This is a genomic window from Neobacillus sp. C211 (assembly GCF_051842875.1).
In the GTDB taxonomy this organism is placed as follows: Bacteria; Bacillota; Bacilli; order Bacillales; family Cytobacillaceae; genus Neobacillus.
The window spans coordinates 225,062-248,146 of the sequence record NZ_JBPXRO010000003.1 but is presented as its reverse complement, the minus strand read 5'-3'; the positions used below and the strand labels follow the sequence as shown (position 1 = coordinate 248,146).

Annotated in this window: 23 protein-coding genes and 1 other annotated feature; of the genes, 14 read left to right on the top strand and 9 right to left on the bottom strand. The window is 37.2% G+C overall.

Annotated features, from left to right (window positions below):
• Window positions 1-59: 59 nt before the first annotated feature.
• Window positions 60-276 (top strand) — a binding site (T-box leader).
• Between the two features lie 78 nt (window positions 277-354).
• Window positions 355-1,785, top strand: coding sequence for a proline--tRNA ligase (gene proS / locus ACSU6B_RS04830; RefSeq protein ID WP_410883200.1), 1,431 nt, complete (start codon window positions 355-357; stop codon window positions 1,783-1,785).
• A gap of 325 nt (window positions 1,786-2,110) precedes the next feature.
• Window positions 2,111-2,677 carry a GNAT family N-acetyltransferase gene (locus ACSU6B_RS04825; RefSeq protein ID WP_410883198.1) on the top strand — a complete coding sequence of 189 codons (567 nt, stop codon included), beginning with the start codon at window positions 2,111-2,113 and terminating at the stop codon, window positions 2,675-2,677.
• 70 nt (window positions 2,678-2,747) lie between these two features.
• On the opposite strand, the gene ACSU6B_RS04820 is transcribed toward ACSU6B_RS04825, so the two are convergent.
• From ACSU6B_RS04820 to ACSU6B_RS04810, 3 genes are all read right to left on the bottom strand, one after another.
• A complete protein-coding gene (locus ACSU6B_RS04820) occupies window positions 2,748-4,076 on the bottom strand; it encodes an IS3 family transposase (protein WP_410883196.1) in 1,329 nt (442 codons plus the stop codon).
• Between the two features lie 169 nt (window positions 4,077-4,245).
• The gene (locus ACSU6B_RS04815) at window positions 4,246-4,833 is read right to left on the bottom strand and encodes a YdcF family protein (protein WP_410883194.1); all 588 of its coding nucleotides are present in this window, start codon (window positions 4,831-4,833) and stop codon (window positions 4,246-4,248) included.
• Entirely contained in the window at window positions 4,833-5,681 is an 849-nt protein-coding gene (locus ACSU6B_RS04810) for a DegV family protein (RefSeq protein ID WP_410883192.1), read from the bottom strand. Before ACSU6B_RS04810 ends, ACSU6B_RS04815 begins: the two co-directional genes overlap by 1 nt.
• A gap of 304 nt (window positions 5,682-5,985) precedes the next feature.
• Between ACSU6B_RS04810 and hmpA the strand changes: the two genes are divergently transcribed.
• The 7 genes from hmpA to ACSU6B_RS04775 all read left to right on the top strand — a co-directional run bounded on the left by hmpA (window position 5,986) and on the right by ACSU6B_RS04775 (window position 12,287).
• On the top strand, window positions 5,986-7,200 hold the full coding sequence (hmpA, locus tag ACSU6B_RS04805) for an NO-inducible flavohemoprotein (RefSeq protein WP_410883190.1): 1,215 nt from the start codon (window positions 5,986-5,988) through the stop codon (window positions 7,198-7,200).
• Window positions 7,201-7,390: 190 nt separating this feature from the next.
• Window positions 7,391-7,999 carry a DedA family protein gene (locus ACSU6B_RS04800; protein ID WP_410883188.1) on the top strand — a complete coding sequence of 203 codons (609 nt, stop codon included), beginning with the start codon at window positions 7,391-7,393 and terminating at the stop codon, window positions 7,997-7,999.
• Between the two features lie 188 nt (window positions 8,000-8,187).
• Window positions 8,188-8,961: an SGNH/GDSL hydrolase family protein gene (locus tag ACSU6B_RS04795; RefSeq protein ID WP_410883186.1), complete on the top strand. Its 774-nt coding sequence runs from the start codon at window positions 8,188-8,190 to the stop codon at window positions 8,959-8,961.
• 13 nt (window positions 8,962-8,974) lie between these two features.
• A complete protein-coding gene (locus ACSU6B_RS04790; protein ID WP_410883184.1) occupies window positions 8,975-9,889 on the top strand; it encodes an ABC transporter ATP-binding protein in 915 nt (304 codons plus the stop codon).
• Entirely contained in the window at window positions 9,882-10,862 is a 981-nt protein-coding gene (locus ACSU6B_RS04785) for an ABC transporter permease (protein ID WP_410883182.1), read from the top strand. The genes ACSU6B_RS04790 and ACSU6B_RS04785 overlap by 8 nt, the downstream gene beginning before the upstream one ends.
• A gap of 160 nt (window positions 10,863-11,022) precedes the next feature.
• Window positions 11,023-11,391, top strand: a complete 369-nt coding sequence (locus ACSU6B_RS04780; protein ID WP_410883180.1) for a glyoxalase — start codon at window positions 11,023-11,025, stop codon at window positions 11,389-11,391.
• 332 nt (window positions 11,392-11,723) lie between these two features.
• Window positions 11,724-12,287 (top strand): hypothetical protein, encoded by a 564-nt coding sequence (locus ACSU6B_RS04775; RefSeq protein WP_215003254.1) that lies wholly within the window; start codon window positions 11,724-11,726, stop codon window positions 12,285-12,287.
• 363 nt (window positions 12,288-12,650) lie between these two features.
• Here the strand turns inward: ACSU6B_RS04775 and ACSU6B_RS04770 are convergent, their stop codons facing one another.
• Both ACSU6B_RS04770 and ACSU6B_RS04765 read right to left on the bottom strand, forming a co-directional pair.
• Window positions 12,651-12,866 carry a twin-arginine translocase TatA/TatE family subunit gene (locus ACSU6B_RS04770; protein WP_215012873.1) on the bottom strand — a complete coding sequence of 72 codons (216 nt, stop codon included), beginning with the start codon at window positions 12,864-12,866 and terminating at the stop codon, window positions 12,651-12,653.
• 130 nt (window positions 12,867-12,996) lie between these two features.
• Window positions 12,997-14,046 carry a M42 family metallopeptidase gene (locus ACSU6B_RS04765; RefSeq protein WP_410883177.1) on the bottom strand — a complete coding sequence of 350 codons (1,050 nt, stop codon included), beginning with the start codon at window positions 14,044-14,046 and terminating at the stop codon, window positions 12,997-12,999.
• Window positions 14,047-14,265: 219 nt separating this feature from the next.
• Here ACSU6B_RS04765 and ACSU6B_RS04760 point away from each other — a divergent pair, with 219 nt between their 5' ends.
• A complete protein-coding gene (locus ACSU6B_RS04760; RefSeq protein ID WP_410883175.1) occupies window positions 14,266-14,577 on the top strand; it encodes a hypothetical protein in 312 nt (103 codons plus the stop codon).
• Window positions 14,578-14,613: 36 nt separating this feature from the next.
• On the opposite strand, the gene corA is transcribed toward ACSU6B_RS04760, so the two are convergent.
• Both corA and ACSU6B_RS04750 read right to left on the bottom strand, forming a co-directional pair.
• Entirely contained in the window at window positions 14,614-15,564 is a 951-nt protein-coding gene (corA, locus tag ACSU6B_RS04755) for a magnesium/cobalt transporter CorA (RefSeq protein ID WP_410883173.1), read from the bottom strand.
• Window positions 15,565-15,760: 196 nt separating this feature from the next.
• The gene (locus ACSU6B_RS04750; RefSeq protein WP_410883171.1) at window positions 15,761-16,942 is read right to left on the bottom strand and encodes a TIGR04053 family radical SAM/SPASM domain-containing protein; all 1,182 of its coding nucleotides are present in this window, start codon (window positions 16,940-16,942) and stop codon (window positions 15,761-15,763) included.
• Window positions 16,943-17,302: 360 nt separating this feature from the next.
• Here ACSU6B_RS04750 and ACSU6B_RS04745 point away from each other — a divergent pair, with 360 nt between their 5' ends.
• Complete coding sequence (locus ACSU6B_RS04745) at window positions 17,303-18,076, top strand: C40 family peptidase (RefSeq protein ID WP_410883169.1); 774 nt, start codon at window positions 17,303-17,305, stop codon at window positions 18,074-18,076.
• A gap of 110 nt (window positions 18,077-18,186) precedes the next feature.
• Window positions 18,187-18,816: a TVP38/TMEM64 family protein gene (locus ACSU6B_RS04740; RefSeq protein ID WP_410883167.1), complete on the top strand. Its 630-nt coding sequence runs from the start codon at window positions 18,187-18,189 to the stop codon at window positions 18,814-18,816.
• Here the strand turns inward: ACSU6B_RS04740 and ACSU6B_RS04735 are convergent.
• Window positions 18,813-19,163: a hypothetical protein gene (locus ACSU6B_RS04735; protein WP_410883165.1), complete on the bottom strand. Its 351-nt coding sequence runs from the start codon at window positions 19,161-19,163 to the stop codon at window positions 18,813-18,815. The genes ACSU6B_RS04740 and ACSU6B_RS04735 overlap by 4 nt on opposite strands.
• A 574-nt stretch (window positions 19,164-19,737) precedes the next feature.
• On the opposite strand from ACSU6B_RS04735, the gene trhA reads away from it, so the two are divergent.
• On the top strand, window positions 19,738-20,388 hold the full coding sequence (trhA, locus tag ACSU6B_RS04730) for a PAQR family membrane homeostasis protein TrhA (RefSeq protein WP_215001749.1): 651 nt from the start codon (window positions 19,738-19,740) through the stop codon (window positions 20,386-20,388).
• A gap of 86 nt (window positions 20,389-20,474) precedes the next feature.
• Here the strand turns inward: trhA and ACSU6B_RS04725 are convergent, their stop codons facing one another.
• Complete coding sequence (locus ACSU6B_RS04725; RefSeq protein ID WP_410883334.1) at window positions 20,475-21,845, bottom strand: MFS transporter; 1,371 nt, start codon at window positions 21,843-21,845, stop codon at window positions 20,475-20,477.
• A gap of 151 nt (window positions 21,846-21,996) precedes the next feature.
• Between ACSU6B_RS04725 and ACSU6B_RS04720 the strand changes: the two genes are divergently transcribed.
• On the top strand, window positions 21,997-23,010 hold the full coding sequence (locus ACSU6B_RS04720; RefSeq protein WP_410883163.1) for an XdhC family protein: 1,014 nt from the start codon (window positions 21,997-21,999) through the stop codon (window positions 23,008-23,010).
• Window positions 23,011-23,085: the final 75 nt, after the last annotated feature.

Below are 23,085 nucleotides of genomic sequence, written 5' to 3'. Positions count from 1 at the left end.
ATATTCCATAAAAAAAATTGACTTTTTTTATAATGAAATATATAATTTTCAAAAATACTATTGAAACTGTGACGGGGATTAGTAAAGTGAAAAGGTCTTACCAAGAGAGGAAACCAATGGTGCGAGGTTTCTTAAGACGGTCATTTGAACCTGCCTCTGAGTTCTGTATCGGATACATATGAAGATACATGCGGATAATGTCCGTTATCATGGAAAGTGTATAAAGCTTTTTGCTTTATGAATTTAGGGTGGTACCGCCAGGCCTTGGTCCCTTTTTTGAGGATCAAGGCCTTTTTGTGTAGAAAAGCGGAAGCGACCGTTACTTATTTAAAAAAATTTAATGAGGTGTCAAACATGGCAAAAGATTTTGTAAAAGATGTAACTGCAATGGACGATGATTTCGCCCAGTGGTATACCGATGTGGTAACAAAAGCTGACTTAATTGATTATTCAAGTGTTCGTGGCTCGATGATTATTCGACCATATGGTTATGCTTTATGGGATAATATAAAAAATGAATTGGATCGCCGTATAAAAGAAACGGGGCATGAAAATGTTTATATGCCTTTGTTTATTCCTGAAAGCTTGCTGCAAAAAGAAAAAGATCATGTTGAAGGTTTTGCACCAGAAGTGGCCTGGGTCACACATGGCGGGTCTGAACCATTAGCAGAACGATTAGTTGTCCGTCCTACATCAGAAGTTCTTTTTTGCGAGCATTATAGTAACATCATCCATTCTTACAGAGATCTGCCAAAGCTTTATAACCAATGGGCAAACGTGGTCCGTTGGGAAAAAACAACCCGTCCATTCTTACGGACATTAGAGTTTTTATGGCAGGAAGGTCATACCGCGCATGCAACTGACGAAGAGGCCATGGAAGAAACCATTAAAATGCTAAATGTTTATGCCGCAGTTTGTGAAGAAATCCTTGCGATTCCAGTTGTAAAAGGACAAAAAACGGAAAAGGAAAAGTTTGCAGGTGCAAAGGCTACTTTTACGATAGAAAGCTTAATGCATGATGGAAAAGCATTACAGTCTGGTACATCTCACCACTTCGGCACAGGATTTGCCGAGGCATTTAACATTCAATATACAGACAAAGAAGGAAAGCTCCAATATGTGCATCAAACCTCTTGGGGCTTCACAACAAGGATTATCGGTGCCTTAATCATGGTGCACGGCGATGACCGCGGCCTTGTGATTCCGCCAAAAGCAGCGCCAACTCAAGTGATGATTGTGCCGATTGCTCAGCATAAAGAAGGCGTTCTTGATTTTGCCTATGAGTTAAAAGAGACTTTATCAAGTGTTGTACGTGTAGGGATCGATGCTAGTGATAAAAAGCCAGGCTGGAAGTTCAATGAGTATGAAATGAAAGGTATTCCAGTCCGTCTTGAGGTGGGACCTAAAGATATCGAAAACAAGCAAGTGGTCCTAGTAAGACGCGATACATTAGAGAAAGTGTTTGTTCCACTGGACCAATTAGAAACGAAGCTTGTTGAGTTATTAGATGAAATTCAAACAAATTTATATAATAAAGCACTTACTCATCGTGAAGAAAGAACCACTGTTGCTGTAACACTTGATGAGTTAACGCAATCACTCGAAGCAAAACCAGGTTTTATCAAGGCCATGTGGTGCGGTGAATTAGCATGTGAGGAAAAAATTAAAGAAGATGCTGGGGCAACATCTAGATGTTTGCCATTCGAGCAAGAAAAAGTATCTGACAAATGTGTATGCTGTGGAAAAGAAGCCAATAAAATGGTTTATTGGGCAAAAGCATACTAAAAAAAGCAAACTTTCGGGCTCTTCCTGGTTGGGAAGGGTCTTTTTTATTATATTGTCCTGCAACCGTGAAGGAAATTAAATTTATGAGCGAATTTTTCGATTGAATGGGCGAATTTCTTGGTTTTATGAGCGAATTTATTAGTTGAATGGGCGAATTTCAATGTATAATGAGCGAATTTGACTTTCGGGGTATCAGCGGATTTATTGATTCAATCAGCGAATATTCCCATTCTATCAGCGAATCGGCTCCTCCATATTTTTTTCTGAAAAAAGGAATGAACAATGATCGTAGCGAATTATTTATATTCAGAAGGAGGGCAAGATTATGAAACCAATACTACTAGACTTTCCAAATCAATTTTACACAGAAAGATTATTAATACGTATGCCTCTGCCCGGAGATGGTAAAGTGGTGTACCAAGCAATGCAGTCTTCGTTAAATGAAATAAAAGAATGGATGCCTTGGGCCCATCACGAGCAAACCGAGGAAGATGTAGAAGGAAATATGCGTGAGGCATATGCTAAGTTTTTAACCCGCGAGGATTTAAGGTTACATATATTTAATCGAGAAACAGGAGAATTCATCGGTTCTTCTGGATTGCACAGGATCAACTGGAATATCCCAAAGGTTGAAATAGGTTACTGGATTGATACGCGCTATAGCGGGAAGGGGTATATAACGGAGGCGGCAGAGGTGATAACGAAATTTGCCTTTACTGAACTCAATGCAAAACGGGTTGAAATTCGTTGTGACTCAAAAAATATCAAAAGTCGGGCCATTCCTGAACGATTAGGGTTTACCTTAGAAGGCATTTTTAGAAATGATGAAATGTCTGCAGATGGCCAAGATTTAAGAGATACGTGTGTATATGCAAAAACTAGTAATAGTTGAGATATTTGGCATTAGAAAAGAGTACTGAATTTAATCTGGTACCCATGTCAAGGACACATGAAAAAAAGAGTTAAGAAGCTAAGAGATGATTCCTATATTGAATAGGGGTCATCTTTTCTAAATTCCATTGATAACGATAATTGTTATAGTAAACCATGTAATGATTTATTTTCGCCTTTAGTTCGTCTAATGTTTTACATGATTGATAGTCTACCTCATCCTTTAAATGACCAAAGAAAGACTCCATCGGGGCATTGTCCCAACAGTTCCCTCGCCTTGACATAGACTGGCCTAAACCAGATTTTTTTAATAATTTTTGATATCTTGGGCTTGTATAATGGCTTCCCTGATCCGAATGGATATATGCCTTCGAATGTAAATTAGTTTTCTTATTTTTCATTAATTTATCGATCGTATTTGTTGCGATTTCTAAAGTGATCCGATCTGAAACATGATAAGCTAAGACCTCGTTGGTGGAGGCATCTTTTATGGCTGACAAATAGGCCATATTCTGTCCGTTAAATGGCAAATATGTAATATCCGTTAATAATACCTTCCCTGGAATTCCTTGCTTAAATTCTCTATTTAACTTGTTTGGAACGACCTGATGTTCTTTTGTTGCTTTGGCTATTTTTTTATACGGGTTTGACTTTCTGTGGGGGCAAATGATCTGATACTTGTTCATAATTCTTTGTATTTTTTTTCTGCTAATTTTATGGTCGTATTCATTGTTCAATATCATTTTGATGGAACGTGAACCTTTCTTATATCCACGTCGATTAAACGCTTTCAGTATAATCTCTTTCGCTTCTAGGTCCTTTTGTTCTCTTTCAAATCGGCTATCGGCTGCTTTAAGGTAACTATAATATCCAGAACGAGAGACCCCTAAAAGCTTACAAAAATACTTTGTCATCTGTTTAAACTGATTTTGCTCCACGGTTTCATAAATCAACTGAAATATCTTACTCGTTTCTAGGTTTTGACTTTTGCTTAGCAGCCTCCTTTCTGTCATTTCTAGCTTTTTTAACAACTCTACCTGACCTTCCAGCAGCTTAATTCTTGCATCCTGCCTCTCAATAATTTCAGCTTGAGAAAGTTCTCGCTTTAAGGGCCTGCCGGATTCTGTTTTCCGTGTGTCTGAAAGCCCAATTAACCCATTTTTTTCATATGCTCTTTTCCACCTAGATGCAGACGTCTCTATCCTCTTCATACCAATAATGTCTATGTCAAAACCATTCTCCTCAAAGATCTGCCTTGGGAGTTTACCTACCAGATATTCATTCATAAATTTATTTTTAAAATCATCCGAATAGGTAATTGCTAAACTGCTGACACGAAGCACATTTGGATTTTTTTGAAGTATTTTTATTTCTTTATCTGAAAATGTTGTTTTGCTCATGATCGTCCCCCAATCCCCATATCTTTAAGATTCAAGTATATAAAAAAATACCTACAGATAAAACACTCTTTTTCAAGTGTCCTATCTATAGGTACCATATTAATTTCAGTACTCTTTTTTATTATGAAAAACCGATCAATTCTTTCACACTTGATATCAAATCTCGAAATTAATCAAGGAAATATCTTTTAAGATAGAATTTAGTAATCGCCAAATATTCACGGGAATAGGATTTTACCACAGCAATCCATGGTGTTTCTGCGGGGAGTCCCTGCACCTGTAGACCATAATCACGGGCAATTGAGACTGCCCGGTAGAGATGAAAATTATTTGTAACGACAAGACCAATCTTGGCACCTTCGGGAATAAGCTTTTTCGAAAAATTAATATTTTCATATGTATCAGTTGATTGATCTTCTAAGATAATCCGAGTCTCATTAATTCCTTGATTCACAAGTTCTCTCCTGATGGATTCCGCTTCGGAAATATCTTCACCAGATCCTTTTCCGCCAGAAGCAATGACAAGAGTATCTTTGTTTTTCTTTAAATATTTCGCAGCTGTATTTATTCTACTCGCAAACGCCAAGGAAGGGACGGTTCCTTTAACCCTTGCCCCTAGAACAATCAAATAGTCTGCATTTTTAGGTACTTCTTTATGACTATATTGACTAATTTTAATTTGTAATATGCCAATGTAAATTAAACCTAAGGCCGCAAAAACTCCCAACAACAATAACACTTTTTTCTTATTTTTCATTATTCACAAACCCACGAAAGTCCAAGCGTTCCTACCCCAGTGTGCACACCTGCCACAGTAATCAGCATCATTAATTCGGTTTGGATATCAGGGAATGTTTCGTTGACTAATTGTTCAAGCACGGCAGCTCTCTCGATATCATTAGCATGAACGATAGCAACTTTTCTAACATTCTTTGTTTCTAAGTCTGTTTGTAAATGATTAATCAACCATGAAATCGCTCTTTTTTCGGTGCGAACCTTATCTTTAATCTTTGCGCCACCGTCTTCAATCGCTAAAATCGGCTTTATATTAAATAATGAAGCTAGTATTGCTTGGCCGCCGGATACTCTGCCGCTTTTTTTGAGTTGGTCCAGATTTGAGGGAACTAAATATAAGCGTGTATTGTCGCGTAGTGCATTTAATTCTGCGACAACCTCACCGCTCTCACGTCCTTTTTCCACAAGTTCGATCCCTTTTTTTATTAAAAAAGAAAGAGGGTAGGAACCTGTCAGGGAGTCAATGGGAAACAGTTTAAAATCAGCCATTTCTGCTGCCATTACTGAAGTTTGAAACGTCCCTGATAAGAGACTGGAAGCATGAAAGGCTATTCCGTAGTCATAGTCTTCCTTTAACCTTGTATAAAGTTCCACAAAATCACCCAGGGCAGGCTGGGAGGTTTGAAATTTCGAATCCTCATGTTTCATTCGCTCATAAAACTCTTTTTGTGTAATATCTATTGTTTCCTTGTAGGATTCTTGGTTAATTACAATGTTAAGTGGAACTACATGTATATTATTTTGCTCGATAAACTCTTTGCTTAGCGAAGCCGTTGTGTCAGTAATCCATGCAATTTTTGCTGCATTCATGTTAATCCTCTTCCTCCAGTGAAATCTCTTATTTCTATTGATCAAATATTGATCATTACACATGTTAGTTTTATTCCATTTGTTTTTGATAACTAGATTCAACATTACAAGAAGGAATATTAACCAACAAGTTATATTTGTCATGTTAAAATATGAAAACTTTGTGAAGTTTTTAGGCGAGAAACACGAAAAGTACCTAGTTCTAATTATTAAAAATAGTAGTCTGTGATTTAAATCACTTATTTCGTGCGTTAAATATCATATAATCACTATGGAAACAGTGAAATATATAGGGAGTGTTAATATGTTAGATCAAAAAACGATTGAAATAATCAAATCAACTGTACCTGTTTTAGAAAAACATGGGGAAAAAATTACAACTCGATTTTACCAATTGATGTTTGGCAACCATCCTGAATTATTAAATATATTTAATCATGCTAATCAAAAACAAGGCAGACAGCAAAAAGCCTTGGCAGGAACGGTATATGCCGCAGCCATGTATATCGATAATCTGGAAGCTATTCTTCCAGTAGTGAAGCAAATTGCACAAAAACATAGAAGCCTTGGTATCTTGCCTGAACATTACCCGATTGTCGGCAAACATCTACTGCTAGCGATTAAGGATGTATTAGGTGATGCAGCAACAGACGAGATTATTGAGGCATGGGCCCAAGCGTATAATGTAATTGCAGATGTTTTTATCAGTGTAGAAGCAGAATTATATGATGAAACTGAAAATCAACATGGTGGTTGGAAGGGTTTTCGCAACTTTATTGTTGACCGTAAAGTAGTTGAGAGTGAAGTGATTACCTCGTTTTACTTAAAACCAGAAGACAACAAAGGAATTGCCGTTTTTACCCCTGGTCAGTATATTAGTATCAAGCTAGAAATGGCTGGTAAAAAGTTCACACATATTCGTCAATACAGCCTTTCAGATGCTCCAGGAAAAGACTATTACCGAATCAGTGTTAAACGCGAAGCGGGAACTGCAAACCCAGACGGCATGGTATCTAATTACTTACACAATGGAGTGAGCCAAGGAGATATTTTAAAAGTAAGTGCTCCAGCGGGGGATTTTGTTCTTGATACTGAGAAAAATACTCCTGTTGTGTTACTAAGTGGCGGCGTTGGTTTAACACCAATGATGAGTATGTTAAAAACAGTCGTTGAAGTCCAGCCAGAACGTAAGGTAACATTTGTCCATGCAGCTGTGAATGGGAATGTACATGCACTAAGAGACGAAGTAGAAGAGGTATCAAAGCTTGAAAACGTACATTCCTATTTCTTTTACGATTCACCAACAGAAGAGGATCGCAAGAATAATCGCTTTGATGTTGAAGGCTATGTAACCCGTGAGTGGCTGAAAGAAAATATCACAACTAAGGACGCCGATTTTTATTTCTGTGGGCCTGTTCCATTTATGAAAGCTATTAATCGTTCATTAAAAGAATTAGGGGTAAATCAAGAAAGAATTCACTTTGAATTTTTTGGTCCTATGGGGAATTTAGAAGAATAACAGAGAAACAAGCCGATTTCTAATAGAAGTCGGCTTTATTTTTGTAGTGAACTTACGTACAGCCTTTCAAAAAATATAAATTTGAAATCTATAAGTCGATAACTATATTAGAGAAGTTTGGTTAAAATACCAATAAGAATGAATGCCATTTCAATGCCAAATATCCCTTTTAGGAAAGGAGCTAACATTATTGCATTTTTTAACGACGATCATGAACGAGTACGGGTATGTTGTTCTTTTTCTTTCCATTACTCTAGGTATTTTTGCACTTCCGATTCCAATGGAAGCAATGTTGGCATATGCAGGATTTTTATCCTTTCTTGGAAAGCTTAATTGGTTTGGAAGTATACTCGCTTCTGCAGCTGGTTGTACACTAGGAATGTTGCTTTCCTATTGGGTAGGCTGTAAGCTTGGTATTCATTTTTTTGAAAAGCATGGGAAGCGGCTACATTTAGAGCCAGATCGTTTGAATTCAATTTCAAACTGGTTAAGAAAATATGGCAATAAAGTATTAATCATTGCTTTATTTATTCCAGTATTTAGGCATTTTATCGGTTATTTTTCAGGGATCACACATTTACCAATTAGAGTTTATACCTTGTATACAGGGCTTGGGTCAGCGATTTGGGTTTCTAGTTTTATCTCTTTAGGAAAAATACTTGGTCCTCAATGGGAAGTTTTTTTTGAGCTCATCAGGAAATATTTAAGTTTAACTAGCGTAGTTATTGTCATTTTAATTGTAATTATTTATGGGATTAGGAAATTAAGGAATGTAGTTATAGAAACAGGAACCAAATAGGAGAACAAATTAAGATCAAAGGAGTCCTCTCAACGGTTCCTTTGATTTTTATTTAGAGAAAATAGTTGTAGAATTTAACAATTTTCGAACTTTATGTATTTTATACGATAGATGGTCCTTGAAAGTTTGATTCATATCTCAACTATGTTTAAATTAAATAGAGAAATGGCCAGAAAGGATGTTATTTAATGAATAAAAATGTCATTCGTTCGATCACGGGCATAGCTGTATTATTTTGCCTCCTCTGGCTGATCGGGCTTGGCTGGGCGGTAGGGGAATTTTATGCTGGAAAACCAGAAAAGGTTCCAGAAGCAAAAACCGTTTCCAAGGTGGAGAATAAAAAGGGGTTTACCATCGTGGCGTTAGGTGATTCGTTAACTCGAGGAACAGGCGATGAAACAGGAAAAGGATATGTGGGTGTCTTGATTGATGAAATCAAGGGAAAAACAAAGCGTCCGGTACAGTTGACCAATCTTGGCATCAATGGACAAAGATCTGGATCTCTTAGGAAGCAAGTACAGGAAACAGAAGTAGGGCGCCAAATTCAAAAGGCTGATATTGTCCTAGTGACGATTGGCGGAAACGACTTGTTCCGCGGGGGGCAAGGCTTAAGCGATTTTGAAACTAATGATATTGCAGCGATTGAGAAGAAATACCTGGATAATTTGAAGTTTGTTTTTGAGCAAATACGTAAAAACAATACGAATGCCAATGTGTTTTTCATTGGTTTGTATAATCCATTTATTGAATTAGAGCAGGGAAAAGAGATGTCGAAAGTGGTCCGCCACTGGAATTACGATAGTGCAGAAGTCAGTGCCTCTTTTCCAAAAATCGTGTTTGTACCAACCTTCGACTTGTTTGAGTTAAAGGTGAATGACTACTTATATTCCGACAAGTTTCATCCAAACTCAAAAGGGTATCGTTTAATTGCCGAACGGGTAGCCTCATTGCTTACCTGGTAAGGAGAGGAATTCGATGGAGAAAAAAATTACACTATCTGTAAAAAATCTTAAAAAAGTAATTGGCAAAAAGGAAATTATCAAGGGATTGACTTTCGATTTATGGGAAGGAGAGGTATTTGGCTTCCTAGGCCCAAATGGAGCAGGGAAAACAACGACGATCCGCATGCTTGTTGGATTAATAAAACCCACATCCGGCAGCATTCACATTTGTGGCGCGAATATAGAAGAGAATTTTCAAGAAGCAATGACCAATCTTGGTTGTATTGTCGAGAATCCGGAATTGTATCCCTATCTTTCCGGGTATAATAACCTCCTTCATTTTGCCAGAATGCTCGAAGGAATCGGAGAACAACGAATTAAAGAGGTTACTGAACTTGTTGGTTTAACAGAAAGAATTCATGATAAGGTAAAAACCTATTCCTTAGGGATGAGACAACGTCTTGGGATTGCTCAAGCCTTATTAGGGAGACCAAAAGTGCTGATTCTTGATGAGCCAACCAATGGGTTGGATCCGGCAGGAATCCGTGAAATGAGACAATTTATCAGGTTTCTTGCAGAGGATGAAGGCTTAAGCGTCTTAGTTTCCAGTCATTTGCTAAGTGAAATTCAACTTTTGTGTGACCGTGTCGCGATTATTTCAAAAGGGACGATTATACGAACGGATACTGTCCATCATCTGCTGGCAAATCGCGAGAGAGTCGTTTGGCAGGTTCATCCGCTTGAGAGGGGTAAGGAAGTATTAAGTTCGTTAACCAAAATTGATGTAACAGAAGATGGTACCATACTGACAGAATTTAATGAACAAAAGATACCTCTATGGAATAAGCAGTTGGTCGAAGCAGGAATTGCTGTGACTGAAATGAATCGAAAAATGCCAGTCCTGGAAGATTTATTCCTCGAACTTACGGGGGGTGATACGATTGAATAAATTGATTCAAAATGAAATGATGAAACTGATTGCCAAAAAGCGGCTTATTGTTATTGCTATCATTATTGGCGTTCTAGTCATGTTATTTACATATGCACAATATAAACAAGTTCAAACACAACGAGAAAAATTGGGAACTAGTGATTGGCGAACAATTTTACAACAGCAAATTGTTGATACGACCAATCGTTTGAGCAGCAGTCGGATCACCGATGAATGGAAGAAACAACTGCAAATATCCCTGCAGCAGCAACAATATTATCTGGATCATGATATTAATCCTTCTGAGCCTGGTGCACCAACGTTTATGAGGATTTTCTTAGAAAACTCGATTGATCTCTTTATTCCATTAATGGTCATGGTCATTGCCAGTGATTTGGTTTCATCCGAGCACAGTTTAGGATCAATTAAACTGCTATTGACGAGGCCGGTCAAACGATGGAAAGTACTCTTAAGTAAATATTTGACGCTTTGCTTAGCTATTTCTTTAATCATTGCGATCGCAGGAATCCTTTCTTATTTGATTTCTGGGTTGGTGTTTGGATACAAAGGCTGGGGAGCACCCATTTTAACAGGATTTAATGTGACCGAAACAGGCTTAAATACTTCAGAAGTCAAACTTATGGGGCAATGGAAATTTTTATTAATGGACTTTGGACTGGTCTGGTTTGTCTCTATTGTCGTCGGTACCTTATCCTTTATGCTGTCGGTTTTGATTCGTAGTACGGCTGCCGGCATGGGTGTCATGCTTGCCTCCTTAATCTCAGGAGCTATATTAACGAACATGGTATCCTCCTGGGAATCTGCCAAGTACTTTTTTATGGTTAATTTACGGTTAACCGATTATATGAAAGGAACAGCACCTCCAATTGAAGGAATGAATCTTTCATTTTCCATCCAAATCCTCTTTGTGTGGTGGGCAGTTGCCTTATTCGTTTCATTTTTTGTTTTTACTAGAAGAGATGTTTATTAAGAAAAGCTCCAGCCCCTAGGCGCCGGAGCTAGAAAAAAAGCTATTTCCGTATCGTCGGGAATAGTCTTTTTATTTATACCTAATAACGAAAGTTCAAACTTGAAAGAATATTATAAAATTAATAAAATATAGAGGATAATTGACAAATGGAGGAGTGTCTATGTCATTTGCAATAAAAAAGATCGATCATATTCAACTTGCTGGCCCAAAGGGCTGTGAAGAAACCGCGAGGGAGTTTTTCAATGGGATTCTGGGATTAAATGAAGTAGAAAAGCCAGCAGAATTAAAGAAACGCGGCGGGGTTTGGTTTGGATTCGGGACCTTTCAACTTCACATTGGGGTAGAGGAACCATTTTCGCCAGCTAAAAAAGCACATCCTGCATTAGTGGTAGAAAATATCGAGGAATTAAAATGTCATCTACGTGAAAAGGGAGTTTTATATACAGAGGACGATCTACTTCCAGGAGCGAGCAGAATTCATTTACATGATCCGTTTGGCAATCGACTTGAATTATTAGAATGGCTCTAGAAATTACGTTGAGATATAAATACAGCCCCACTCCAGAATTTGGATTGGGGCTGAATGCCTTAAATTGGGGGATTGAAGGCATAATTTCTTAGGGATGATTCTATTCAATTTCCAGCAGGGGGAGAAATAGAGCAAACACTCTTCTTATATTGTGAATTATTTCACATATACTCTCTGTTTTTAGAATACGATAATACAAATAAAATCTCAAGTGTTTTATAACTAAATATTTGTCAAAATGGTAAGTTTTTTTTGACCAATTGGGAATGATAATTCCGTACCGTTAAAAAAAGGTTTATTTTACTAATTATATGAATCGGAAGGAGATCATTATGAAGTTTAAAATGATACTTTTATCATTAGGATTATTATTGTCTGTGCCTGGAATGGCTGGAGCAAACCAAACGGTGCCTGACACGAATAATGGGGGGCAAAGGGAAAAAGCACCTTGTGATTGTAAAGAGGGCAGAGAGCATCATATGATGCATAAAGATTGGCAAGCAAAGATGGCAGAAAGAGAGAAAATGATTCTTTCATGGGTAGACCAGTATACTCCGGATAAAAAAGGCGAGTGGACAACAGTCCTTGCGGAAAAGAAAACACTAAGTAACCAATGGATGAGTCCTGAAAATGCTGGAAAACGTGAGCAATGGAAAAAAGAAAAAATGGCGAAAATAGAAGAACTAAAAAAACAATTTGATGCAGGTAAGTTAACAAAAGAGGAATTTATAAAACAGGCACATGGCGGAAAAGAAATGTCACATTGGAGGACATTCCATGAATTAAGGAATGCCATTGAAAAGAAAGACAACAAACAGGCCGTGTTACTTCTAAATCAACTGTTAGATCACACAAAACAGCATAATCAAAAAATCAAAGAATTACTGAAAAAGTAATAAGCTTCTGTCGAAAAACTAATTCAAAGGGATTAGTTTTTTCTTTGATTAAACAGTTCAATCTTCAATTATTCAACCTCTTCATGACGACAAGATGTCAATAATTACTGCTGTTAAAATAACTTATTAAAGGGAATATTTAAGAATGATTAATTCCGAGGAGGTTTGAAATGAGAAGGAAAAATTTAATGATGACCACCGTTGCACTAGGTGCTGCATATTTACTTCGTAATCCAAAATCCAGGCAAAAATTAATGAAGCAATTTCAAGCATTTACTAAAAAATAATTCAAAAAAACATCCTCTTCAATCAGTTGATGGGGATGTTTTTTTTGATGTTTTTAACGACAAGAAGTCATAAAACTTATTTTTTTAAACTAATTGTTTCTTGTTTAGTCTCTTTGATTTCCTCTTTTATCTCTTCCTTTATATCGTCAGCAATTCCATCAGTTGCTCTTTTAAATTCGCGAATTGATCTGCCGAAAGCACGGCCAATTTCAGGCAGCTTGTTTGGACCGAAGACAACTAAGGCTACGATTAAAATCAAAATTAACCCTGGTACACCAATATTAGAAAACATATTTTCATCTCCTAGTGATGAATGCTAGTTAAACTAGTGTCTATTATACCTTTTTATCATCAATTATTCAAAATCTAAATGTAATTTGTAAAAAAAAAACCGGTGGACTCGCCACCAGCTTTTAATAGTCCTATCGGATTAAATCAGATTGAATGTAATGATACAGTAGTTTGGACGTGTTATCAATGGAAGATTCGTGTGTACGCTCGAATGCATGTGATGAATCGATGCCAGGTCCGATTAGACCATGGATAATATCATGACCAGAGCGGATCGCTGCTGAGGCATCTGAGCCATAAAAAGGATAGATATCTAATTTGTATTGGATATTGTTTTCTTCTGCTAGTCGAACTAAGTTTTTTCTCAACTCATAATGATAGGGTCCACTTGCATCCTTCACACAGATCGAAACAGTATACTCATCTGTCGATTGTCCGTCGCCCATTGCTCCCATATCGACCGCTAAATATTCCACCGTTTCAGGGGTGATATTAGAGTTTCCACCGTATCCGATTTCCTCATTATTAGAAATTAAGAAATGGGTTGTATAGGGTAAGGTAATATTTTCAGTCTTAATTTTCTTTATTAATTGCAGAAGAATGGCCACACTTGCTTTATCGTCCAAATGGCGGGATTTAATGTATCCGCTTGGTGTTACTTCTACACGTGGGTCAAAGGAAACAAAATCACCGACCTCAATTCCCAATGCACGAACTTCCTCAGCAGTATGTACTTTCTCATCAATTCTAATTTCGATATTTTCCTGGTTTCGCTCAGCTTTCCCAGCATCTTTATAAACATGGACTGATGTTTGGTGCATCAAAATGGTTCCAGAATATTTTTTGCTGCTGCTGGTTTCAATTTGGCAATATTCTCCTTCAATCGAGTTATATTTAAATCCGCCAATCAAGTCAATTTTCAATCGACCATTTGACTTTACTTCCTTTACCATCGCACCAAGAGTATCCACATGGGCCGTCAACATCCGATGTTTACTTGAGTCTTTCCCCTCAATTGTGGCGATTAAACCGCCTTTACGGTTTCTATAGGATTTGATTTGTAAGTCAGCAAGGTAATTTTCAACAAAGGAAATCACTTCATTTGTGTTTCCTGATGGGCTTGGAATGGATACCAAGTCAGTAATTAATTTTAACGTTTCTTGTGGATTTATAGTTGACAAAGCAAATACCCCTTTCGTTTTCTTTCACTAATATTATACATAATTACGAAAATGATGTGTTTAGATACGATTATTATCAACTTTTCCTTGGGTGATGCATAGGTTAACAAGTATTAAATTTTTTTAAATAGGAATAAAAAATGACGGTATGGGCATGAATGGAACTATTCTAACTATTTAAAAAACTAATTGAATATATACCAATGGGAGGAGAAAAAGTTGACCAGAGCCGAATTATACCACTCTAAGCCGAAGCAATCATCCTTTAAGGGTCTATTTTTTTTCATTTTAGCTTGTATTGTATTGACCGCCGGTTTTTTTGTTTTTCGTTATTTCTATCAAAACACAATTCAAATTGAAGCACCAATTGAAAACCCGGGACCAAAGGTGGTTATCCATCTTCTAAACGGACAAAAGGTCTATACGTATGAGAATCTAATTTTTGAAAAAGATGGGAAAACCTATTATAAGGGTGAGCGCAACACGATTGATTTAACAGGGGGAACAGTTGACTTTGAAGAGTGGAAATAAGTAGAGGTCAAGAAAGACTAGCGGCAGCTAGTCTTTTTATTTAAACCATCCCTTTTTCTTAAACCAAACTGACATGCCGATCGCTACGATAATCATCAGCCCAATGGTTGCGAAATATCCATATTTCCATGTTAACTCAGGCATATAATGAAAGTTCATCCCATATAGACCTGCAATAAAGGTGAGCGGCATGAAAATCGTGGTAATAACGGTAAGGACCTTCATTACATGATTTGTTTGATGTGAATTTATCGAAATATAACTATCCCTGATGTCTGTGGTAAGTTCACGGTTTGCCTCAATCATCTCTGTTAATTTTAATAAATGGTCATGAATATCAGAATAGTATTCCCTTTTCCTCTGTATGGAAGTCATTCGCTGAGAATTTAGGATCCTGTAAATTAGATCGCGCATCGGTGTAATGGTATGCCTCAAGGATAGGAGGTGGTGTCTAGTGTCAAATAAATCCTCGAGCAATGCCTCCATGGATCTTCCTTTAGAATTCTCGTCAATTTCATTTAACCGATCTTCAATTTGATAGACAAGTGGGAAATAATTATCAACCATTTTATCAAGTACAAGGTAAAAAACATGGGATGGATTCCACGTTTCTATGTTAGTCGACAAATTACAACGTTTCCATACTTCCTCAATTTCAGTTGAAAATTTATGATGAAAAGTAATTATATAGTTCCTGCTAAGAAAGAAATCAATTTCTTCCCGAGTAATCATCTGTTGATTTAGTGCTTGTGTAACTAAAAAAGTGTGATCTTCATAATAATCAAGCTTTGGTCGCTGTAAAGTATGGATACAATCCTCAATGGCTAGTGGGTGAAAGGAAAGAGGGGTTCTTAGGAATTCGATTTCTTCGGTGGATGGCTGATTAAAATCAATCCAATACCATTGAAAATCTCCTCTTATCAGTTCCTCAATGGAAAGATCCATTTTCAATTGGTTAGTTTGGGATATCGCAATTGTTCTAATCATGTTAACTCCTTAGTTCGTTCGATTATCATTCCATAAAAAGATATTATGTATAACCTTATCATAACTTTTATTGTTCAATTTTCAAAATTATATAAGGAGTTTTCCTATCTTTATTGTCCATTTATTTATTGAGAGATTTAAAGGGAAAAAGGAGGCATTCTATATAGGAGAATGCCTCTTTACTAATTAATAATGGTTATACGATTGGTGAAGTTTCTTTATTCCGCATCGCTTGTGGTATATAAACACAGAACGGTTCACTTTCCAGATAATTGCCTGTTACGGCATAAGTTCGTGAGCGGGAACCGCCGCACATTTTGTTGTATTCACAGACGCCGCATTTGCCTTTATAGTTATCAGGTTGACGTAGTTCTTTAAATACTTTTGCCTCACGATAAATTTCTGCAAGCGGGGTATCACGGATGTTACCACCGACAATAGGAAGTAATCCACTTGGCATAACATCTCCAATATGGGAGACAAAGGCGAAGCCGTTGCCATCATTTACCCCTTTTGGTGCACGCTTCAAGCCATCATGCATGGAAGCAAAATCAGTTGTAATCGAGTCTTCGTAATGAATTTCACCTTTTTCAATTAACTGGTCGCGCGTCTTTTGCTGTAAAACAACCCTGCGGTAATGTTGTGCTGCGGTAGTTTTAATATCATATGGTGCAGTTTTGCTTAATTCATACAACCAACGAAACACCTTTTCATGCTCAGCAGGAGAAATACATGCGTTCATTTGACCCCTGCCAGTTGGTACAAGTAGGAAGATGTACCACATAACAGCGCCTAGTCCGCCAACTAGTTTTGCCATTTGTTCAAGCGAGTCATAATTATAAAGAGAGATTACTGTATTGATTTGGAGCGGCATGTCTAATTCATTTAAGTATTTAATTTTTTCAACGGTTAAATCAAATGATCCAGGGGTCCCGCGGAAATGATCATGAATCTCTGGTGTTGGGCCGTCTAAACTAAAGCCCCAGCGTGAGAGTCCGACATCTTTGAACTGTTTCATTTTTTCTTTTGTTACATTCGCTGTGGCACTAGGTGTCATCGAAACGCGCATCCCTTTTTTAATTGCATAATCAGCAAGTTCATAAAGGTCTTCTCTCATCATACAATCCCCGCCTGTAAAAACGAGCATTGGATTATCCATCTCATAAATTTGATCAATTAAATTGATTCCTTCTTTATGTGAAAGTTCCCGTGGGTCTGGAGTAAGCTGCGCATCAGCACGACAGTGAATGCACTTAAGCTGACAGGCTCTCGTTACTTCCCAAATAACGATAAATGGATTTTTATCATAATCTATTACATTTCTCATTCCATGAGGGTGCCCCATAGCATGTGGATGTCCTTTTCCTATTCCTTGCATAATCATCACCCAAATTCATTAATATTTATAAACTATAGGTTTATTATAGGTTTATCAGCCCACAGTGGATGGGAGTATTGTTACAATATTTCTACATCCTAGTGAGAATTATGTGAGATCTATAAAGATCATTAACTTCTTTTGTATTACATTTATGTTACAAAAATATTAATAAATAATGTAAGATTCCATGAAAAGCATGATATATAGTGGATAGTTTCTTAGTTGTGTTTGTAATATTTTCGGTTTTCTTTGCTAGTATTGGATTTTTTTACCTTGTAAGCCATATCCTTGGGGTTTATTCCATCCTTAATGTTCGTTTATGATGTAGGTACACAAACGAATTGAAAGGGTACTACGATGAAAAAACATCTATTATCATTCGCAGCAACGGCGGGGATCCTGTTTTCTACATTTGTTGGTTCTGCTAGTGCACATGAAAATATTTATACTGTCCAATCGGGAGATACACTTTGGAAGATTTCACAAGCAAACAAAGTCACGGTTGCAGACTTGAAAACTTGGAATCACCTAACAAGTGATAATCTCTATGTAAATCAGAAGCTATCATTATTAGCACCACACAGCCACGAACTAGTTGCACCTACCTATACGGTCCAAAAAGGGGACACACTTTACCTTATTTCAGTGCGCTACAAACTTTCCATTGCCCAGCTTAAATCATTGAATAACCTCACATCAGATATGATCTATGTAGGACAAGTCTTAAAGGTAACTGTGGGTGGTACATCAAATCCAGTACCTGCACCAACAGTATCAAAGGCGCAACTGGTGATGGATGAAGCAAAAAAATACATAGGAACACCGTATTTATGGGGTGGCAATACGCCGGCAGGTTTTGATTGCAGTGGTATGACAAGTTATGTATTTAATAAAGTTGGAGTAACCATTCCACGAACGGCAGCAACACAATGGTCTGGACTGAAGGCTGTCAGCAGCCCAAATCCCGGAGATCTGGTATTCTTTGAAACATACGCTCCAGGTCCAACACATGTAGGGATTTATTTGGGAAACAACCAATTCATTCAAGCGGGATCAAAAGGTGTATCGATTGCAGATATGACAAATTCCTACTGGAAACCAAGGTACCTTGGTGCAAGGACTGCATTTTAATAGATAAGTAGAAGGGTCTTTCAACACTGAAAGGCTCTTTTTATTTTTTCAAAATTAAAAATATAGTATGATAAGACTAATAAAAAAATTGAAGTGAATGGAGTTGTCGGATGTATAAAAGAATTTTTAGTATAGGGATATTGCTTGTAATTATTGCGATTGGTTTTTTTCAAAAGGATGAATTACTGCATCTTGTTAAACAAGGCGGAGCCTTATCGATTTTCATTAGTATGTTATTAGTGTCGATATGTGTCTTTTTTCCTGTCATCCCGTTTCCAGTTTTAGCAGGAATGATCGGAGCCGTATTTGGAACGGCCCAAGGGATGCTTGTATCCTTAACAGGGGCCATGGCTGGGACGATGGCTTTCTTCTTCTTATCCAGGTATGGTTTTCGCGATTTTGCCCAGGATAAACTGATGAAATATCCAAAAGTTCAGGAATACGATGAGTTTTTAAACAGAAATTCCTTTGTAGCGATATTAACCTGTCGATTAATTCCTATCATTCCAGCTCCGGTTGTCAATATCATTTGTGGATTAAGTCATGTCAGATGGCTAACATTTTTTATCGCATCCATAATCGGAAAAGTTCCAAACATTCTGCTTTTGTCGTATGCAGGTGCTTCATTTAGTAACAACAAGCTTTATTCTTTCGGACTTTACGGCGCCTATATGGTCATCATTATCCTGATTAACTTTGTTATTGTTTATCGAAAGCAGGCAAAGAATTCTCTTGATTAAACAACTTCTTGAATATTTAAATCATTTTGTTCCTCAACGGAGATTAGTTTCTTAAAGAAGCTTTTTAAAATAAGCCATTTAGCTGGATAGCTGTAAATAAAATCTTCGATCACCTGTGAGGAGTAATATAAAAAACAATCGATAGAAACTTTTTCTTTTTTTAAATCGTATAAAAGTGCATGTGGAATGGTGTAATAGTCATTCAACTGGTAGGGGTTGAACTTTACTACTTGAATTTTTTGGTCGTGGATCATCTTCTTTAAGGATTGTTCTTGAACTGAAATACTTTCTTCCTTAGTTAGACCATTTAAACAAATACGATCATTGATAAAATAAATTCCCTTCATATTCAACACCTCATCTATTTCCTTGATTGGTATTGTTATTGACAGGGTTTAGGAGAAGTATACTTATCCAGGTGTGGAAATTTCTATAAAAAAAATTACCCGGCCATGGGGCCGGGTATTCAAACTAATCTATATTTTAAGGGGGCGGAGGTTTAAGGTTCTTCCGTGAACCTATTTAAATCTTAATGGAAAATTATTAATAAATTATGAACGAAAGATTAATAGTTTAAGAAAGAAAAGGAGAGTAAATGAAAGATTTCCATTGTTGTGCGACATGCAGGCATTTTAAAGCAGAAAAAAAGCCAGAGGGGATGCACTACTTTTGTAGTCGTTTAGGCTTTGAGACAAAAACGGACTACCAATTTAATTGCTGGAGTCCGAGAGAAAATATTAAGAAAATAATCGATAATGTTAATAAGGTTAGAAAGGAAAGTGATACTTAACGATAAGTTTCACTTTTTTTAGTTTTGGTAGATGACAAATGTCCATTGTCCTTCTTTGATAATCATGTTATTTTCATGAATATCATTTCTATTTAATTGAATCGTGCTTTACTTGAAAGGAGGAAATCCTATTGGCAGTTACACATACTTTTTCAAAAAAAGAGGAACTAGCTAATTCCATCACACACGGAGTGGGGGCACTATTAAGTATTTCTGCCTTAGTTATTTTAATTGTATATGCATCCCTATATGGAACGGTGTGGCATGTGGTTAGCTTCACGATCTTTGGAGTAACAATGTTTATACTTTATATGTCATCTACCTTGCTTCATAGTTTTCCTGAAGGAAAGGCAAAGGACATTTTTGAAATTTTTGATCATTCGTCTATTTACTTTTTTATTGCCGGGACCTACACACCATTTTTATTAATCGTAATCAAAGGAACACTAGGTTGGTCACTTTTTGGAATCGTTTGGGGACTTGCGATTGCGGGTACCGTCTTTAAATGCTTTTTTGTGAAAAAGTACCTTTTTTCATCAACGGCGCTTTATGTGGTCATGGGCTGGTTAATTGTCTTCGCATGGAAACCATTAGTGAATAATCTATCCTTGGAAGGGATGACCTATTTAGCTATTGGGGGCGCACTGTATACAATCGGAGCCATTTTCTATGTTTGGCGTGGGTTTAAATATCACCACGCAGTCTGGCACCTATTTGTATTAGCAGCCAGTGTTGCTCACTTTTTTTGTGTGTTGTTTTATGTCTTGCCGATTCATTCTTAAGTTGTTCATGAGGACAAAAGTCTGTTTCGAAGAGCAAACTTTGTCCTCATGGGAGTCATGTGGATAGAAATTCGAATAGTGTGTGATCAAATATGCCGCATTTTTCTAAAGTTAAATGTCTCCCGAGAAAACCATAGGCTCATTAAAAAGCTAATGATGCCCGTGAACAGTAAAACTTCCCCGATGATTTTCATATTTTCCGCAGTGACTTCTTTCCCAAAGATTAATCCTAAAATGATTGAGGATAAAATGGAGCCCAAATATCGGCAGGTTTGAAATAAGCCGGATGTTGTCCCAATAATCTCTTTTGGACTCTCCTTAACCATGGCCACTTGGAGCACAACATTTCCAATTCCATAGCTTAAGCCCATGATTGATAAAATAATCCCGATACCCAAATAGGAAGTATTTACAAAAAACAGGATAAAAGCCAGTGCACCAATAATTGATATAAAAGAGCCAACCATAATCGGCAGGTTTACACCGGCCCGGTCGATCCATTTTCCCGTTACAGATGAAATAATAATGCTGATTCCAGACATAAATAACATTAACAAGCCACTCATTTCCACGCTTAAGCCCAATCCTTCTTGAAAATAACTGGGCAGCCCGAAAAATAAACAATAAAAAAAGATATTCAAAAAGATGAACTGGATGTAAACCATTGAAAGCTTTGGATGTGTTTTAAAAATACGAATATCAATAAATGGCTCCTTGACTCTTAACTCCCTCAGAACAAATAAACCGAAAAAGATGATTCCAACAAACCCCGACAGATAGTGAATTTTTCCTTCAAAAGATAACAAAAACCATAAAAAGAATACCATTCCGGCAGCGAAGTACCCGATTCCGAGAAAATCCAGGTTGGAGAATAATTTCTTCATATGAGCCTTATCTTGTTTGATGTCCTTCGGAAACATATACCACCCCAGCAGAAAACTGAGGATAATAAAGGGGAAATTTACCCAGAAGATGGCTGGCCAATTGCCCCAAACAATTAAGAAACCTCCAATAGTAGGCCCTAGTGCTACCATTGCCGAAGCGAAAATCGATAATACGGCAAGGGCTGAGGCCTGTCTTTCTTTGACATGGTCTCGAATTAACGACATCCCTGCTGGATAAATGGCACTGCTCCCAATCGATTGAAACAGTCTCATGACAAGCAATATGAGAAAGGTATGTGACATAGGTGCACCAAACGCTGACAATGCAACTAAAATGAGTCCCGTTAAAAAGGTTTTTTTTCTCCCAAAAATATCACCAATTTTTCCTGTAACCGGCTGTGCTACTGCACTTGCTAAATAAAAGCTGGATATCAACCACGAAACGGTTGTAAAGGAAAGCTGAAAATCCTTCTGTATACTGTGTAATGCTAAGGCGATCATTGATGAATTAAGTGGATTTAACATCGTTCCAGAGGCGACAGCTGTTAAAAATAATGCACGATTTTTCTTCATGTCTTCATCCTTTGCTGGATTTAGATTCAGTTTATTTTTTGCAATATATTTATTTCTATGAGTGCCACATTGAAAATTTATCATTCTAGGAATAGCCTCCAAACTAATATAAATAAGATAGGGATTTTTGAGTATGAAGTGGAGGAGTCTTATGGATGATATTTATCCAATTTTAGAAGTCATTGATCAACCAGGCCAAAAGGTATTAGCAACCATTGTTCGTGTTCAAGGATCAGCATATAAAAGAGAAGGTTCTTCCATGCTTTTTTGTGAAGATGGGAAGCAATTTGGCATGTTAACTGCAGGTTGCTTGGAAACAGATTTAACCATTAAAGCTCAAGAGGTTTTCATCAAGCAAGAAGCAAAAATGTTCCATTATAATTTGGCAGATGAAGACGATATGAGTTGGGGTCAAGGGAATGGCTGCAATGGAACAATTGATATTTTACTAGAGCCAGTCTCTGAAAAATTAACAGAGGATTTCTTTGTTGTAAAAAGATCCCTAGATAACTGTAAACCTGTAATCGTGTTAAAAAAGCTCGATGAATTGGGGGAGTATCTGTTTATTGAGGAGGAAGGGGATCCGTTTGGCAATTGGTCAGGGGATATTCCTAAAATTGCCTTTACATCTAAAAGTGGAATCATACCTGGAACTGATTCCATTTATCAACATACGTATCAACCTAAGCCAAGGCTCATAGTCTTCGGGGCAGGACCAGACGCAAAACCGCTTGTTCACCTGGCCGCGGAAACAGGATTTTTAGTTACCGTATGTGATTGGCGGGAAGAGCTTTGTCAAAGAAAATATTTTCCCAAAGCTGAGCAGCTCCTATTGGGCTTTCCTAAAAAGCTTTTGAAGCAAATTTCCTTCTCTCCCTATGATCTTTTGGTCATCATGACACATCATTTTGAGAGGGATCAAGAAATATTAGAGGTGGTACGCAAGGAGCATATAAAGTACTTAGGTGTACTAGGGCCGCGGGAAAGAACCAAAAGGCTGCTTAAATATGAAAATGTCCCAACCTGGATTTATTCACCTATGGGTAAGAATATTGGAGCAAAGGGTCCTGAGGAAATCGCTGTTAGTATCGTTGCTCAATTGATTGAGGTGTGGAGAAAGCCAGTCCATGAAAGAGTGCAACTTCTGTGGACCATTCCCGAGTAAGCGGAGATTGTTCTTCAGTTGGCAATAACAGTGTTATAGGCAGTTATAAGTTGGATTTACTAAGTATAAAATCCA